Source organism: Novosphingobium sp. B1 (assembly GCF_900176395.1).
GTDB lineage: Bacteria > Pseudomonadota > Alphaproteobacteria > Sphingomonadales > Sphingomonadaceae > Novosphingobium.
Genome location: NZ_FWXL01000006.1, coordinates 322212 through 337491, shown reverse-complemented (window position 1 = coordinate 337491; position 15280 = coordinate 322212). Strand labels below are relative to the sequence as shown.

Here is a 15280-nt window from a genome sequence, read left to right as displayed (position 1 = left end):
AGCTCATTCGGTATGGCAGGTTCTTTGCGTCGTGACATAGTGGGACTCCTTGTTGCCCATTATGCCCGGCCACACACGGAAATCCTGACAGTCCCTCAATCCGGCGACTCGATTCTGGATTCAATATTGGATGCATCGATCACGATTGCAGACACTGCCGTGACCTCATCGTCGGAATTGCTCCAGACAAGTACGCAGGACCTGTCGCCGTTGATACAGACCACGACGGTTCAGACAGCTGTCGCCCCGACATCGACAGTCGTCTCGTCCACCTTCAGCACAGTAAAATCGCTCTTCGGTTGAGGCGCCGTGCTCGACAGGGTCATCAAGGGGCATGGTTCCCTGGTCGCTGCAACGCTGTCGATCAATCTGCTCGCACTCGCCTTGCCGCTGATGAGCCGGCAGATCGTCAAGCACGGGCAACAGGATGGCAGCGGCTTTACGATCCTCTCGCTTGTGCTGATCGTGATCGTGGCAAGTGTTGGCGAAAATCTCTTTCGGCTCGGGCGCTCGCTGGTGCCCACTTCATCGAAAGCGCATTCGACATCGCATATTCGCAGCGGCTCAAGACTGACTTCGTGCAGGCACAAGACGACATCGACAAGGCAACGCCTGCCTTCAAGTCAGCAACCGGGCGCGGCATCTACGGCGGGTTCGCGTCGGTCGCACAGATGGCACCGGGTGTTGCGGCTTCGATCCTGACGCGCTCGCCGGTTCCTGCAATGGCTGTCGCAGGCGCACAGACTGGCTCACAGGCTTACGGCAAGTATCGTGTCCGTGGTGGCACGCGCGCTGAGGCGGCGACCGGTGGCTTGCTGGAAGGCAGCATCGAAGCCGGGTTCGAAGCGATCCCGATGGCTGCTGTCGTGTCCAAGTTCGGCAAGGGCGCGACGGGCAAGTTTATACCCGGCCCTCGACCTCGCGCGGCTTCACCAAGGAGCGCACCGAAGTGCAGCGGCCTATCCTGCTGTCGCTCGATGTCATCAACCGGCACGTTGCCGAAGTTGTCCACGATCTGACGCACCGGGAAACGGTCATGCAGGCGTGGCGCTTCCTCAGCGACAAGCGCGTGCTGGATGCCGTTGAGGAAACGATGGGGTCGGACGTGGCGGGCCTTTTCCGTCCGTGGCTGCAGTTCATCGCGAACGAATGGGTTTACGATCGCGCGGGCATGAGCAAGCTGGAAGCCTTCATGCGGGCGGCGCGGCGCAACACGACGTTCGTGGGCATGGCCTACCGCCTCGGCACGATGTTCGCTCAGCTTGGCGGCTATGTCGGCTCGGTGGAGCGCATTGGCCCTCGCTGGTTCGCGGCGGGCATGAACACGACGCTGCGCAATCCTCGCGAAGCCAGTGCCTTTGTTCTTGATCGGAGCCTTGAACTCAAAAGCCGCTTCGACACGCTGGATCGCGACATCAGGGAAAACGTTCGCCGGTTTGTTGGCAAGACCGACCTTACGTCACTGGTGCAGCGCTACGGGTTCACCGGCATCAGCTTCTTCGATCGCCTTGTAGTCATTCCGACCTGGATCGGGGCGTACAACAAGGCCATCGCGGCGGGCATGGAAGAAGACCAGGCGGTGTACGAAGCGGACTCCGCCGTCCGTGAAAGCCAAGGTGCGGGTGCTGCCAAGGATTTGGCTGCAATCCAGCGCGGGCGCGGTCCTGCCGGTGAGATGGGCAAGGCCCTGACGATGTTCTATTCGTTCCAGTCGGCGAACTATCAGCGGTTTCTCGAATTCGCTTGGGACGCCGGAGAGGCCGTCCGCAGTCGCAATGGGAAGATGTTGCCGGAACTCGCCATGCGCGGCCTGTTGCTGGCCGTGGTGGCTCCTATCCTGCCTGCGCTGCTGTCTGGGCAAGGGCCTGACGATGACAACGAGGAAAGCTGGACCGAATGGGCGGCAAAGACTTCGGTGTATGGTCTGGCCGCTCCTATCCCGTTGGCGCGCGACATCGTGCCTGTGGTGGGCCGCAAGCTCGCGGGCGATCGTTCTTACGGCTATCGCTTCTCGCCCATTCAAGGCCTGGGGGAATCGCTTGAGCGAGTCGCTGGTGACGTTCGGAAGGTCGCTGAAGGCAAGGAGACCAAGAGGGCAACCCGCAACACTCTGGAAGCCGCTGGCTACATGACAGGGCTTGTGCCGGGTCAAGGCGCGGCATCGGCACAGTTCCTTGTCGACGTGCTGTCAGGCGATGCTCAGCCGCAAGACATGGGCGACTGGTGGGAAGGCGTGCGGACGGGGAAGTTGGATCAAGAGGGGTGACTCATTATTTCAAATTGCTAGCTTGTGCCTAACATTCCTTCGCAGATTCGGCGGTCCATGCAGCAGTTAAACGCTAAGCCATTTCTTGAGGTGGCTACAGAGCTTCGTTCCCTCCAACATTTGATCAATCAATACGAACATAAAGTTCAACTGATCGGTAATGCTGATACTGCCATCATACAGGATCATCTCGTACGTCTTTTAGATGCAATCGGAACTATTGGAGCCAACCTCGCAGAGAAATCGGTCAACCGGTTGCGCGACGCATTGGAAACTAACACCATAAATTACGACCAACTTTCATATTTTTTGCGGGAGATAGAAGGAAGATTTGTCGATCACATAGAAGACGTTCATCTGTTTATTGTGGCAGATGGGGATAAGAAGTTTTTGCTTGAGGCAAGCGATCTTTACGACTGGGAGGTTGGCTTTAATTTTCCAACAGCAATGTTTGAAATCGAAGAAGCGGCGAAATGCCTAGCGTTGGGTCGTTACACCGCTTCAGCTTTCCACTCGATACGTATCCTTGAGATCGGCATCCGTGGAGTTGCAAAGCACCTAGAAATTGACCTTTTCGCCAATGGGAATACCAAAAATTGGGGCACCATTCTCAGCGAGATCAAGCGGGGAAATGACGCAAAGTACCCCAAGTCAAACATAGCTACGATCGGCCAGCGCACTTTTTTCGAGAGCGTTCACGCTTCTCTCGATGCGGTGCGCAATCCGTGGCGAAATGCGACAATGCATGTTGAGACGATCTATGCGGCCCATGAAGCGGAACACATCTTCAACTGCGTAAAATTCTTCATGGAAAAGTTGGCGACCAGGATTGATGAGGATGGTCATCCACTAGTCACCTAGTAAACGACCACGCAGTCCCACGCCGACACGATGGCATTGGCTTCGCGGATGATGGCGTCGTGGTCGCTCTCAGGCTCAAGGACAGACTTAATGTCTACAACCTTGGGCTTGAGCGCGCGGCGCACTGTGTCATCGCTTAGACCGGTTGCTTCCGCCACCTGTGTCGTGATGCTTTTAGGCCTGCCTCGCTGGACAGATATTTGTTCCGCATTTTGCGGGACAATTCGGTCGGCCCGTTTTTGCAGCAATTCAGCATAGCGCCGGATATGCTCGTCACGCTGTTCCTTTGTCAGGTCGCAGCGGTGATGTTCAGCGTGGTTCTAGGACAGGAAGCCCATGCCATCCACTTGGATGTGAAATGGCACGATATATCTTGCCGTTTTTCATCTCATAATCTGCAAGGCCGCTCCAACCCAAAGGATGAGAAACGGTTCGATACAACCTCCCATCCCGTATCTCGTAATCGGGCAATCCGCTCCAACCCTGAGGATGGCTTACTGTCCTGAATAACTTGCCGTTCTTTACTTCATAGTCTGGAAGGCCACCCCAACCCTCAGGGTTCGAAACGGAACGATAAAGTTTCATGCTTGTTGGCTCCGGTTGCGCACGCACTAAGTTACCAACGCCGATATAATGCGTCTTACAGCTTCGGGTCTGGAGGGCTTATCGGGCTGAGCCGAAATCCAGCCATCTAGCTTTCCCAGCAGTTCTGGCGGGATGCGCACTGTAACGGGAGTGGCATTTACTGCCGGGCGTCCGCGCGCAGCTTTTCTGACATCGACAATTGACATGGCAATTTGATGATGTCAGAAATGACGAGCCGATGCAAGGATTAGGCCCCTCGCACCGGCTCTAACCAACAACGTCTGTAGTGGAGACGAAAATGGCTGACCTGTCCCTAGTGGCGGACTCTGTCCGCGACAATCCCTCGTGCTTTGAACGCGCAATGCAGCGCTATCTGTACGCCTTCAATCGGCTCCACACCGAAGCGGACGATAGTGACGAAATGAGCGGGCTTCTTACTGACGCGTTGTGTCAGGCAGAGGATGCCGTCATGTTTGAACCTGCCAGCAACATCGCAGAGCTTCGCGCTAAGGCTGACATCATCTGGTGTGACGTGGACTCGCTCCCGAAGGATCGGCACGTCCTGGCCTTCTTTGACGACCTTATCCGCCTGACCGGCAACGCGGTTTCGCCCGTATTTGACGCTGGACGCTGGCTGGCGCGGTTCGAACGCTGCGGCGGCGGATGGGTGGTGCAGGATGGCAAGGCTTGGCTGATGTGGCCTGAAAACGACCGCATCGAAGATTGCCTTGCCGAACTAAAGATGCGCGGCGGTAAACCTGCTGTCATCGAACTGATCCACGCGAGTCATGCGGCGAAGGGGGCGGCGTGATGGCGGAACTTCACACTCTCATTCCCGCCGCCGTGGTAATCCCGCTGGCTGAGTTCACCATGATCGCGGATGCCGTTGCAAGCCTTCATCAGGCAGTCGCTAACCTTTCGGCGATGCTTGTCGATCGTATCGATGCTGCCGAGCCCGACCCAGACTTGGAGGACAATGGCGACAGCGAGCCGAGTGGAGACGAGCGCGATATCTCTGCGCCTGAGTGGCACACACGCCATCACAGGCACCGCAAGGCCGGTTATGAGATGGCGGCAACAGGGGGTGGCCTTTTCGGCATGTCGGAGGACGACGAAGAGGATGACCCTGCCGGCCAGTGCGATGAGGACGGTGTAAACACCACGCTGCACGTTCTGCATGATCGTAGGGCTGGCTGCATCATCTCAGACGATGACTACGAAGACGGTGGCTTCATACCGTCATTCGGGATCGATCAGCGGGTGATGCTTAATCAGCCTAGCGACCAAGCTTATGACCCCGCGCCTGAAATGATGCCGTGACGAAGCAGAAGGGTCTTTGCCCCCGCCGCGAGTTTGAGGAGGACCGATCGTCCTACTCTCGCCGGAAATAGGTTCTTTAGACCTATTGACAAATGCTCCCCACTTAGGTCTATAGCACCTATGTTGAAAGTCTCCCCTCGCTACCCAGCTAGCCGTCTTTTCAGTCGCCAAGATTTGCAGGCGGCAACTGGCATCTCCGATGATGTGCTTGGTTACTGGTTCAAGGAAGGACTGCTAGCTGCAGTGCCCGCGAGTAATCGCAGCCACAGGCGTTTCCAATTTGACCAAGCAAATATTGCTGTCGTTCTAGAGGCAATGCGACGACTTGGTGCCAACATAGGTGTTCTTCGCAAATTTGCTGAAATTCTACAGCATGGAAAGGCAGTTGCCAGCGAGGCTAACGAACTTGACCACATGGTGGCCCGGCTTTGTGGCGATTTAGCCAGAATCCTTGGGAGATTTGACGATGGTCACACTGTCGAAATCTACAACGAAGAATGGTTGAAGTCTGCACGGGATGGGAATCATGATTTAGACATTCCGAGTCTTCGCCCCGCTAAAAGTCGACAAGAAATCATAGACGATTGGTTGTATATCAATGCTCGGGAAGGTGACGTGAAGGCGGCGCTGCCATTTGCAACTTCACTCACTTCCTACGACGCATTTTGTTTTGACGCCTACATAGATCTTATTAATCCCGAAATTGTCGGAGAACGCCTGCCTGATTGGAATTGGGTGTGGCTTACTTGGATTGATCAGTCTGGCAAGGCGCGAATTTATAGCGGTGAAGATGCGTCACCTTCGCTGGTAACCGATATGCCGGTAAGCGCTTTCTACATCTCGGTATCTCGCCTTATTCGCCCACTTTGGGTCAAAGAGGCAACAGCATGACAAACTCGGCCCGATTCAAGCAGGCCGACGTCACGAGAGCTCTCAAGGCTGCAACAGCCGCGGGACTTAAGCCGTGCGGCTGCAAGATTGATCCAACGGGCGCAATCATCGTGATGATAGGCAATGGCACCGGCAAACAAGACAGCGCCAATCCTTGGGACGAGGAGCTTGCCCAATGACCCGCAAGCGGTTGCGCTCTAATCGGTTTCTGCCCGAATACGTTTCCCGGTTTAAGGATCGGCACGGCAAGGAACGATTTCGCTTTCGGCGCAAGGGCTACCCTGATCGCTACTTTACGGCAACACTGGGCACTGAGGCATTCCGAGAGGAATACGCGCGGTTCAACAGCCTTGTCGCAGTACACGAGGGTATAGAAGAGTCTCGCGCGGCTCGAATGGTTCCCGGCAGCGTTGCAGACTTGATATGGCGCTATGCTGCGAATCCTGATCGCCTGGGACCGACGGAAACGACGCAAAAAAAGGTCCGGCGCATCTTAGAGCGATTCGCTGAAGGCAGAGAAACACGGCCCGTCAAAGGCATCCGTTTCGAGCACATTGACGCCATCATCACTAAGGCCAGGGCTAAAGCGCTCGATGAAAAAGGGCGCGAGGTGGGCGGCGTGGAAGCGGCTCGGAAGCTGCGCAAGGAATTGCGGCGTATGTTCGCCTTTGCGGTCAAGCTCGATTGGATTCAGTCCAACCCGGTAGACCTGTCCGAAAGGATCAAGGTCGCGCCTGCAGAGCGCTCCACTGGCTTCTACAGTTGGTCTGAGGATGACATAGCGCAGTATCGCGCCAAGTGGGCGCTGGGCACCAAGCAGCGGCTTGCCATGGAGCTGATGCTTTGGACCGACCAGCGCAAGGTTGATACAATCCACTTAGGCCCGCAGCACGTTCGCGGCGGCAAATTTGTGATTCGGCAGACCAAAACCGGCAAGGTTCTGCGACTGCCAATCGCCCCTCAACTGCTGACGGCGATTAACGCAATGCCCCCAAGCGATGGGCTTTGTTTCATCCTGACCGAGTGGGGCAAGCCCTTTACCGTAAAGGGCTTCGGCAATTGGTTCCGCGATCAATGCAATGCGGCGGGCCTACCTCGATGCACGGCACACGGTCTGCGCAAAGCGACCATGCGCCGCATGGCTGAGCAACAGATGCCGAACGCTACTATGAAAGCGGTTAGCGGGCATTCGAAGGATGATGAGGTAGCGCGCTACACCCAAGCAGCGAACCAAGAGCGGCTTGCCGAGGGCGCAATCCTGCAACTTTCAGACTGGGAAAAGTCTAACCTTAATCCGGAGTTAGACACCAAGTCAGCGCAAAGGGCTGAAAATGGCCAATAATCCGACAGCGGTGGAGGCCCGAGCCGGAATCGAACCGGCGTAAACGGATTTGCAATCCGGTGCGTAACCACTCCGCCATCGGGCCTCGATCGCAGGAACTGCGTGGTTCGGCGCGGTTAGCCGGAAGATCGCGCTGCCGCAAGCGGTTCTTGCGCAGACATCAGTCCGACGGGGCAAACTGCAGACGGCGCTGATTGCTGTCGATTCCGGTGAGCTTCAGGCTTACGCGCTGCCCAGGGGCGGCACCTGCAATGCGGGCGCGGGCAACGATCGGCAGATCGATCAATTGCACGCGCGCCGAATCGCCATCGGCATCGGTCACGCAGGCGCGAAACGTTTCGCCTTCCCGACCATGGAGCATGACAGTTTCGGCAAGGTCGATCACGGCGCGCTCGATCTGGCCGGACAAGGCATCGGCCTTGGCCATGACGGCGGGCAGGCGCTGGAACGCGGCGTCGACTTCCGGCGCGACGGGCTTGCCGTTGGCAACGGCCAGCGTCGCGCGAATCACATAGCGGTCAGCCAAGCGGCGCAAGGGGGCGGTAGCGTGGGCATAGGTCGCCGAGATCGCTTCGTGCCAGGGCGTGACGCCGGCAATCCACGGGGCATAGCCAGCGCCCCCGCCCGCCCGGCGCAGCGCCAGCATGAATGCCGCGTGCGCGGGATTGCCCTGGTCGAGCGAGCGTTCAAGCGTCTTGAGTTCGGTACTCTCCGGCCAATCGAGACCGAGGCCGGCGGCGGTGCTGCGCAGGCGGGTCATGGCCGCGGCGGTCGGGCCTGCCATGACCCGGAAAAGACCTGTGCCCGCCTCGTGCAAGGCCTTGGCGATGGCGAGATTCGCGGCGAGCGAAAGTGTCGCGTTGGCGCGTTCCGAGGGCAGCAGCGGGCGGAATGACAAGGCATAACGTCCGTCGCCGAGAGCTTCGACTTCCTGCTCCGGAGGGTCGACGCGCGCGGCACCGCGGGCAGCCTCGGCAACGTTCATGCGCTCGGCAAAGCGAGCGAAATCGGCAGGCAACTGCTCGGGCCGCACGCTGTCGTAAGCTAGTTTGGCGCGGCTGCGGATCAGGGCCCGGCGCGCGGCGTCCAGACGCGCCTCTCCATCCGGGCCAAGACGCACGGAGAAGACAACGGCTGGGCGCGGGCCGTCAGGCAAGAGGCTGGCGGCATGTTCGGCCAGCGCTGGCGGATAGAGCCCGGCCTTGCCATCGGGCAGATAAAGCGTCTCACCGCGCTTCCATGCTTCGGCGTCTACAGGGTCGCCATCCTCCACGAACCAGGCGACGTCGGCGATGGCATAGTGCAGGATGAGATCCCTGCCCGAAGGCTGGATGTGGAAGGCTTGATCGAGGTCCGTCGATGTCGCGGGATCGAGCGTGACGAACGGTTCGTCGGTGCGATCTTCATGCTCTGGGCCCGGCTTCCTCGCGGCGGCGTGCTCGGCTGCGGCGAGGACTTCGGGAGGGAAACCCTCGGGCACCTGATACTGCTGGCGAATGGCGGCAAGGCCAGAGGCAAGCGCACCGGAGGGATCGTGAATGGCCTTCATCGCAGATGGTCTAGCAGGCTGTTACGGATCGACAAATTCTCCAGCACGCTTTTCCATTCCGGCCCGCACGGCTTCCTGCTGGTTCCTCGAATACATCAGCTCATGCTGGGCAACCGATTCGGCCATCAGCACCTCGTCGACGTTCATATCTGGCGTGCGGTTCGAAAGCGCCTTTGCGCCGCGCACGGCAGTCGGGCTTTTCGAGGCGATCGTCCGGGCGAGCGCCATCGCATCATCCAGCGGATCAGCGCTCAGGTGCGTGGCAAAGCCAAACTGAACCGCTTCCTCGCCGCTGAACTCGCGGTGGGTATAGGTCAACTCGCGCAGCACATCGTCGCGCACGTTGCCGCGCCACAGGGCATAACCGGCCATGTCCGGAACAAGGCCCCACTTCACTTCCATCACCGCCAGCCGGGCATCGGGCGCAATGAAGCGGATGTCGGCGCCGCTCGCGACCTGCAGCCCGCCGCCAAAGCATACGCCGTGTACCGCAGCGACCACCGGCATCGGCAGCTTGCGCCAGACCATGGCGGCCTGCTGCGCGCGGTTGGCGTTGCCATGGGTGCGTGCGGTAAGCCCGTCCCCTTCCCAGCGCCCGGTGTTGCCCATGCTCGACAGATCAAGCCCCGCACAGAACGAACGGCCCGAGCCCGAGAGAACCACCGCGCGCACGCCACGTTCATTATGCAAGTGGTGACCTGCGGCCACGATCGCCTCGAACATCGCATCGTCAAGCGCATTCATCTTGTCGGCGCGATCAAGCAGGACGTGGGCGACGTGATCCTCGATGGTGACGGTAACGCGGTCTTGGAAGTTCATTGCGGGCATCCGTTGTCTGATTATCGGAAAGCAAATTGCCCGAGCGGTCGGCTCCGGTCCAGCTTCCTCATTTGACGGATCGCGCAAACGGCAACGGCCCTCCCCGCGCGGGCGGAGAGGGCCGTCGTTCAAACTTGTTGGTGCAGCGTCAGGCAGCCGAAGCGTTGACGCCCATCGACTGCAGATAACGTCTGATGTTGCGCGCGGCCTGGCGGAGGCGCTGTTCGTTCTCGACCATCGCGATACGCACGAAGCCTTCGCCGTCCTCGCCATAGCCAACGCCGGGAGCGACCGCCACTTCGGCATGGGTGAGGAGCTGCTTCGAGAACTCCAGACTGCCAAGATGCTTCAGCGCCGGCGGCAGCGGGGCCCATGCGAACATCGAGGCCTTGGGGCTCGGTATTTCCCACCCGGCGCGTCCGAAGGCTTCAACCATCACGTCGCGGCGCTTCTGGTAAAGTTCGCGGTTCTTGACGACGATGTCCTGCGGGCCGTTCAGCGCAGCGCAGGTTGCTGCCTGGATCGGCGTGAACGCGCCATAATCGAGATAGGATTTCACGCGCTTCAGGGCCGCGATCAGGCGGGCGTTGCCAACGGCAAAGCCGACGCGCCAGCCCGCCATCGAGAAGGTCTTGGACATCGAGGTGAATTCCACCGCCACCTCCTTCGCGCCGGGCACCTCGAGGATCGAGCGGGTCGGGTTGCCGTCGTAGTAGAGCTCGGAATAGGCAAGGTCGGACAGGATCCAGACCTTGTTCTCCTTGGCCCAGGCAACGAGCCGCTCGTAAAAGGCGAGGTCTACCGTTTCCGCCGTCGGATTCGAGGGATAGTTGACGATCAGGATCGACGGGCGCGGCACCGAATACTTCATCGCGCGGTCAAGCGAATCCCAGTAGCGCTCGTCCGGAGTGGTGGGCACCGAGCGGATCGTCGCACCGGCAATGATGAAGCCGAAGGTGTGGATCGGGTAGCTCGGGTTGGGTGCGAGCACTACGTCGCCGGGCGCGGTGATGGCCGTCGCAAGGCTGGCAAGGCCTTCCTTCGATCCCATCGTCATGACCACTTCGGTTTCGGGATCGAGTTCGACGTTGAAGCGGCGGCCGTAATAATTGGCCTGTGCCTTGCGCACGCCGGGGATGCCTGACGAGGCCGAATAGCCGTGCGCATCGGGCTTGCGCGCCACTTCGCACAGCTTCTCGATCACGTGGTCGGGCGGCGGAAGATCGGGATTGCCCATGCCGAGGTCGATGATGTCCCTACCGGCCGCGCGCGCGGCGGCCCGCATGCCGTTGACTTCGGCAATGACGTAGGGCGGCAGGCGCTTCATGCGGTAGAATTCTTCGTCCACGGTTGAATACTCGTCGAAAAGACGCGGCAGGAGCGCCGCAGCGCTAGCCCTTACGCCAATTGACCGACTGTGGAAACCTTGCTGTCAACCCGGATGCGTTGGCATCGCAACGATGCAACTGCGGGCTAACAAGCTGTCCCGCGGCGTGTATAGTCCGGGCCAACAAGGCCATGACGTAACGGCAGGGAACGGGAAATGAAGAACAGGACAGTGGGTGACGCTGCGGGCGATTCGGTCGTGTTCGAGGATCTTGTCCGTCAGCAGGGCGAGGCAATGCGCGCGCTTTTTGCCCCCATGGTTCCCGGTGTCGAGATGATCCCGGCCGATCCATCCGAACTGCAGCACTGGGCCATGTCCGCGGCCAAGTTGCAGAAGATGTGGCTCGACTTCAGCGCCGAGCAGGCCGGCCACGTCGAGCCCATGATGAACCGCCTTGGCGACATCGGCAAATGGACCCAGACTTTCATGGCCATGGCCGGACAACTGCCGATCGCCCATGCCGAGACACAGGCCAAGATGTGGAGCGAAGGCGTCGCGCTGTGGTCGTCGATCATGGGCCAGTTCTCGCCTTCGGCGCAGCCCGTGCCCCAGGCGACGCCTGCCCTGCCCCGGCAAGATCGCCGCTTCAAGGACAAGCGCTGGCATGAACAGCCCGCTTTTGCCTTGATCCACCAGACGTATCTGTTCCTAGCTGAAAAGCTGCAACAGATGGCTGACGACGTGCAGGGCCTCTCGCCCGAACGCAAGGAACAGCTTCGCTTCGCCACGAAAGTGATGACCGACGCGCTTTCGCCCGCGAACTTCCCGTTCACCAACCCTGTGGTGATCGAAAAGACGATGGAAACGCGCGGCGAAAACCTCGTGAAGGGGGTCGAACACCTGCTCGAGGATCTGCGCAAGGGCCAGCTCACGCATACCGACCCGAATGCCTTCGAACTGGGGCGCAACATTGCACTGACCCCGGGCAAGGTCGTGCACGAGACACCGCTGTTTCAGCTGATCCAGTACTCGCCGACCACTGCCGATGTGCTGGAGACGCCGCTGGTGATCTTCCCACCGTGGATCAACCGGTTCTACATCCTCGATCTAAACCCGCAGAAGAGCTTCATCCGCTGGGCAGTAGCGCAGGGCGTGACAGTCTTCGTCGTGTCGTGGAAATCGGCGGATGCATCGATGGCCGATGTCGTCTGGGACGATTACATACTCAGCCAGATCGCGGCTATCGACCACGTGCGAGACCGTCTCAAGGTGCCATGCGTTCACACGATCGGCTACTGCGTTGCGGGGACCACGCTGGCAGCCACGCTTGCTGTGCTGGCCCGGCGTGGCGAAGGTGAAAAGGTGGCGAGCGCGACCTTCTTCACGGCGCAGGTCGATTTCGAGGATGCTGGCGAGCTTAAGAACTTCATCGACGACAACCAGCTCAAGATGCTCGAAAGCTTGTCTACCGATGGCTATCTCGACGGACGCTACATGGCCGCGACCTTCAACGCCCTGCGCGGGACCGACCTGATCTGGAATTATGTCGTAAACAACTACCTGTTGGGCGAGGAGTATCCGGCTTTCGACCTGCTGCACTGGAACGGCGATACGACCAATTTGCCCACGAAGTGGCACCAGAGCTACCTGTGCGATCTGTATCGCGACAACAAGCTGGTCGATCCCGACAAATTGACTGTCGATGGCACTCCTGTCGATCTGCGCCGCATTGCAACACCCTGCTATATCCAGGCGGGCCGCGAAGATCATATTGCGCCGGCGAGCAGTGTCTGGAAGCTCACTCGCCATTTGTCTGGTCCGTGGAAGTTCGTCCTTGCCGGCTCAGGCCATATCGCTGGCGTCGTGAACCCGCCAGAATCCGGCAAATATCAGTACTGGCTCAATCCTGATGCGATGGGCAGCCTCGACGAATTTGTGGCCGGAGCCGTTGAAACAAAAGGAAGTTGGTGGCCAGATTGGATCGAGTGGCTGCGCCTGCAGGCTCCAGCCGAGGTCGCGGCCAAAGGGAGGCGCGTGCTTGGCGGCCGGGGTGACAAGATCATTGAGGATGCGCCGGGCCGTTATGTGAAGAGCCGCTAAGCCGCGAGAATTACATCCGGAACGAAGGCGAAATGCCATTGTGCACCGCACAATAATCTTGACAAAGGCACCCCACCACCTATTTTGTGCACTGCAGCAAGAGCGCTGTTCAAAGACGACAAGCGCTCAGGCATGCAGGAGTCAGTGTGATGGTCGACGAAATCAAGGACAGCAACCAGGACGTATCTTCCCCAGTGGCAGATGCACCGGCTGCCGTGCCGGCCGTGACCCAAGCCGATGCCCCGGCGAAGCTTGCCGATCCGACTATCGATCATGTTCCGGCTGAAACGCCCGCGATCGACAAGCCGAAGGCAGGCCGTCCGCGCAAAGCAAAGGTCGAGAAGGCTGCTCAGCCGGCTCCCGGCAAGGTCGTTACACCTGCCAAGACTCCGGCACCGGTTGCCATTGCCCCGATCGCTGCAAAGGCTGCGGTGGCGAAGGCAAAGCCGGTAAAGCCTGCTCAAAAAGTTCGTCCGGTTCGGTCCGCCCCGGCTCGCATGCCGGCCGCACCTGCGCCGACGACAGCGGTGAAGCCCGCCATCAAGCGTCCTTTCGCCGCCTCCCCAAGCGTGAAGCAAAACAGCGCCGCCTCGACGCAGGCGCCCAGGAAGGAACTGTTTACAATGGCTACCACCACCGAAATGACCGACAAGATGACCGCCGCTTTCAAGGACGCCCAGGAAAAGGCCAAGGCCGCCATGGAAAAGAGCCAGGCCGCGCTTGGCGACGCCGGCGCGTTTGCCAAGGGCAACGTTGAAGCCATGGTCGAATCGACCAAGATTCTCGCCAGCGGCCTTCAGGAAATGACCAAGGGCTACGTCGAGGAAACCAAGTCGGCTCTCGAAACAATGACGGCCGACGTCAAGGAACTCACCACGGTCAAGTCGCCGACGGAGTTCTTCGAGAAGCAGACCGCTCTGATGCGCAAGAACTTCGATGCGGTTGTTGCTGCGAGCTCGAAGAACAGCGAAGCTATGCTGAAGCTCGCCAACGAAGCCTTCCAGCCGATCTCGACTCGCGTCAGCCTTGCCGTCGAAAAGATGAAGCAGGCCGCCTGATCCAGGTCACCCGCCCCCATCGGAGCGGGGATTTGATAAAGCAGCGGACCGGAGGGCTAAGCCTTCCGGTCCGCTTCGCTTTTCGAAGCGTCGCATTCTGCCTGAAGAGCGGTGCCCTTCCCCGATGGACCTCTTGTCGGACAGGCCGTCTAATGCGATATTGTTGCCGATCATGACGAAGACCAGCATCCCCTCAACGGCTTGGCCGGACAGCGTGCGTTGCGCCGATGACGGTGACGACGACGTCCGTGGCCCCGGCGGCACTGATTCTGTCGGCATCGCCACAAAGGCCAAGGCAAAGCCGAAGAAGCCCAGCCAGTTCAAGGTGCTGATGCTGAATGACGATTATACGCCGATGGAATTCGTCGTCATGGTCCTCAAGCGCTTTTTCAACATGGACCTTGAGCAGGCAACGCGGGTGATGCTCCACGTCCACCAGCGCGGTGTCGGGGTCTGCGGCGTATATCCTTATGAGATTGCCGAGACCAAGGTGAACCAGGTCATGGACTTCGCCCGGCAGAACCAGCATCCGTTGCAGTGCACGCTTGAGAAGGCTTGAACTTCCTGCCCGGTCGCTGACAGAAAAGCCGGGTCGCCCCGGCTTTTTCTTTTCATATCAAGATCGCGCGATCAGTGCGTTCTGGACGAAAGACCTTCAGCCGCCTGACGCGCAAGTGCGCGCAGCAATGCGGCCAGCCAAGCCATCGGCAGGCTTTGCGCCTCGCGGGAGTGCGCGCCCGCGCCACCGTCGAGAATGACCTGCGCGACGAACGATCCGTCCTTCAGCCGCCCACCGGTAAAGATGGCATCGCGCGGTATCATTGCCACGGCTGCGCTTTCGAACGCGCCAGAGTCCGACAGCAGCGTGATCCACTGGCTCGCAGCGTCCTTCAGGGCTGACTCTTCCGAGCGGTCGAATTCGGCCATTTCCCGCAAGACCCTGTCGAACCCGAGGCGTTGGTCGGTCGCCGCCAAGCCTTCACACCAGTTGGCGAGCGCTTCAAGCCGCGTGGGACTCGATTCCTGATCAGGCGAATGCGCCGTCCACCAGGATGAACCTATTTGTTCGTGGGACACGCTTATGAGCCTCCAAATATCATGCGACACTGGTGCATATAGAGAAAGTACAGGACATTCTATAACTTTCGTTAATATGCAGCCA

General features: G+C 59.4%; 17 protein-coding genes and 1 tRNA gene. 13 read left to right on the top strand and 5 right to left on the bottom strand.

Going from position 1 to position 15280, the window contains the following annotated elements:
- The 10 genes from B9A23_RS23070 to B9A23_RS13330 form a co-directional block, all read left to right on the top strand.
- On the top strand, positions 1 to 303 hold a 303-nt coding region (locus B9A23_RS23070), incomplete at its 5' end, for a hypothetical protein (protein WP_217806608.1).
- Positions 304 to 578: 275 nt separating this feature from the next.
- Positions 579 to 1019, top strand: coding sequence for a hypothetical protein (locus tag B9A23_RS13370; protein ID WP_084279538.1), 441 nt, complete (start codon positions 579 to 581; stop codon positions 1017 to 1019).
- The gene (locus B9A23_RS13365; RefSeq protein WP_139797461.1) at positions 950 to 2266 is read left to right on the top strand and encodes a hypothetical protein; all 1317 of its coding nucleotides are present in this window, start codon (positions 950 to 952) and stop codon (positions 2264 to 2266) included. The genes B9A23_RS13370 and B9A23_RS13365 overlap by 70 nt, the downstream gene beginning before the upstream one ends.
- Positions 2267 to 2323: 57 nt before the next feature.
- Entirely contained in the window at positions 2324 to 3127 is an 804-nt protein-coding gene (locus B9A23_RS13360; protein ID WP_084279536.1) for a hypothetical protein, read from the top strand.
- Positions 3128 to 3327: 200 nt separating this feature from the next.
- A complete protein-coding gene (locus tag B9A23_RS22815) occupies positions 3328 to 3633 on the top strand; it encodes a hypothetical protein (RefSeq protein ID WP_176217983.1) in 306 nt (101 codons plus the stop codon).
- A 377-nt stretch (positions 3634 to 4010) separates the two neighbouring features.
- A complete protein-coding gene (locus B9A23_RS13345; protein ID WP_139797459.1) occupies positions 4011 to 4523 on the top strand; it encodes a hypothetical protein in 513 nt (170 codons plus the stop codon).
- Complete coding sequence (locus B9A23_RS13340; RefSeq protein ID WP_084279532.1) at positions 4523 to 5032, top strand: hypothetical protein; 510 nt, start codon at positions 4523 to 4525, stop codon at positions 5030 to 5032. The genes B9A23_RS13345 and B9A23_RS13340 overlap by 1 nt, the downstream gene beginning before the upstream one ends.
- 120 nt (positions 5033 to 5152) lie before the next feature.
- A complete protein-coding gene (locus B9A23_RS22285) occupies positions 5153 to 5923 on the top strand; it encodes a MerR family transcriptional regulator (protein ID WP_139797457.1) in 771 nt (256 codons plus the stop codon).
- Entirely contained in the window at positions 5920 to 6102 is a 183-nt protein-coding gene (locus B9A23_RS13335; protein WP_084279531.1) for a hypothetical protein, read from the top strand. Before B9A23_RS22285 ends, B9A23_RS13335 begins: the two co-directional genes overlap by 4 nt.
- Positions 6099 to 7265, top strand: a complete 1167-nt coding sequence (locus B9A23_RS13330; protein WP_084279530.1) for a tyrosine-type recombinase/integrase — start codon at positions 6099 to 6101, stop codon at positions 7263 to 7265. The genes B9A23_RS13335 and B9A23_RS13330 overlap by 4 nt, the downstream gene beginning before the upstream one ends.
- Before the next feature lie 11 nt (positions 7266 to 7276).
- On the opposite strand, the gene B9A23_RS13325 is transcribed toward B9A23_RS13330, so the two are convergent.
- The 4 genes from B9A23_RS13325 to B9A23_RS13310 all read right to left on the bottom strand — a co-directional run bounded on the left by B9A23_RS13325 (position 7277) and on the right by B9A23_RS13310 (position 10981).
- Positions 7277 to 7350, bottom strand: a tRNA-Cys gene (locus tag B9A23_RS13325).
- Positions 7351 to 7425: 75 nt separating this feature from the next.
- Positions 7426 to 8814 (bottom strand): RNB domain-containing ribonuclease, encoded by a 1389-nt coding sequence (locus B9A23_RS13320; RefSeq protein ID WP_084279529.1) that lies wholly within the window; start codon positions 8812 to 8814, stop codon positions 7426 to 7428.
- Positions 8815 to 8835: 21 nt separating this feature from the next.
- Positions 8836 to 9642, bottom strand: a complete 807-nt coding sequence (locus B9A23_RS13315; RefSeq protein ID WP_084279528.1) for a crotonase/enoyl-CoA hydratase family protein — start codon at positions 9640 to 9642, stop codon at positions 8836 to 8838.
- 139 nt (positions 9643 to 9781) lie between these two features.
- Positions 9782 to 10981 carry an LL-diaminopimelate aminotransferase gene (locus tag B9A23_RS13310; RefSeq protein ID WP_084279527.1) on the bottom strand — a complete coding sequence of 400 codons (1200 nt, stop codon included), beginning with the start codon at positions 10979 to 10981 and terminating at the stop codon, positions 9782 to 9784.
- A gap of 195 nt (positions 10982 to 11176) precedes the next feature.
- Here B9A23_RS13310 and B9A23_RS13305 point away from each other — a divergent pair, with 195 nt between their 5' ends.
- The 3 genes from B9A23_RS13305 to clpS all read left to right on the top strand — a co-directional run bounded on the left by B9A23_RS13305 (position 11177) and on the right by clpS (position 14677).
- Positions 11177 to 13060, top strand: a complete 1884-nt coding sequence (locus B9A23_RS13305; protein ID WP_084279526.1) for a PHA/PHB synthase family protein — start codon at positions 11177 to 11179, stop codon at positions 13058 to 13060.
- A gap of 149 nt (positions 13061 to 13209) precedes the next feature.
- On the top strand, positions 13210 to 14118 hold the full coding sequence (locus B9A23_RS23450) for a phasin family protein (RefSeq protein WP_084279525.1): 909 nt from the start codon (positions 13210 to 13212) through the stop codon (positions 14116 to 14118).
- 172 nt (positions 14119 to 14290) lie between these two features.
- A complete protein-coding gene (gene clpS, locus B9A23_RS13295) occupies positions 14291 to 14677 on the top strand; it encodes an ATP-dependent Clp protease adapter ClpS (RefSeq protein ID WP_254895105.1) in 387 nt (128 codons plus the stop codon).
- 71 nt (positions 14678 to 14748) lie between these two features.
- Here clpS and B9A23_RS13290 read toward each other — a convergent pair whose 3' ends face one another.
- On the bottom strand, positions 14749 to 15195 hold the full coding sequence (locus B9A23_RS13290; protein WP_139797456.1) for a hypothetical protein: 447 nt from the start codon (positions 15193 to 15195) through the stop codon (positions 14749 to 14751).
- Positions 15196 to 15280: the final 85 nt, after the last annotated feature.

What these genes read in the sequence shown, in the direction of transcription:
- B9A23_RS13360 (WP_084279536.1), top strand. Translation starts at nt 2,324, where the DNA reads ATGCAGCAGTTAAACGCTAAGCCATTTCTTGAGGTGGCTACAGAGCTT.
- B9A23_RS13345 (WP_139797459.1), top strand. Translation starts at nt 4,011, where the DNA reads ATGGCTGACCTGTCCCTAGTGGCGGACTCTGTCCGCGACAATCCCTCG.
- B9A23_RS13340 (WP_084279532.1), top strand. Translation starts at nt 4,523, where the DNA reads ATGGCGGAACTTCACACTCTCATTCCCGCCGCCGTGGTAATCCCGCTG.
- B9A23_RS22285 (WP_139797457.1), top strand. Translation starts at nt 5,153, where the DNA reads ATGTTGAAAGTCTCCCCTCGCTACCCAGCTAGCCGTCTTTTCAGTCGC.
- B9A23_RS13335 (WP_084279531.1), top strand. Translation starts at nt 5,920, where the DNA reads ATGACAAACTCGGCCCGATTCAAGCAGGCCGACGTCACGAGAGCTCTC.
- B9A23_RS13330 (WP_084279530.1), top strand. Translation starts at nt 6,099, where the DNA reads ATGACCCGCAAGCGGTTGCGCTCTAATCGGTTTCTGCCCGAATACGTT.
- B9A23_RS13320 (WP_084279529.1), bottom strand. Translation starts at nt 8,814, where the DNA reads ATGAAGGCCATTCACGATCCCTCCGGTGCGCTTGCCTCTGGCCTTGCC.
- B9A23_RS13315 (WP_084279528.1), bottom strand. Translation starts at nt 9,642, where the DNA reads ATGCCCGCAATGAACTTCCAAGACCGCGTTACCGTCACCATCGAGGAT.
- B9A23_RS13305 (WP_084279526.1), top strand. Translation starts at nt 11,177, where the DNA reads ATGAAGAACAGGACAGTGGGTGACGCTGCGGGCGATTCGGTCGTGTTC.
- B9A23_RS23450 (WP_084279525.1), top strand. Translation starts at nt 13,210, where the DNA reads ATGGTCGACGAAATCAAGGACAGCAACCAGGACGTATCTTCCCCAGTG.
- clpS (WP_254895105.1), top strand. Translation starts at nt 14,291, where the DNA reads ATGACGAAGACCAGCATCCCCTCAACGGCTTGGCCGGACAGCGTGCGT.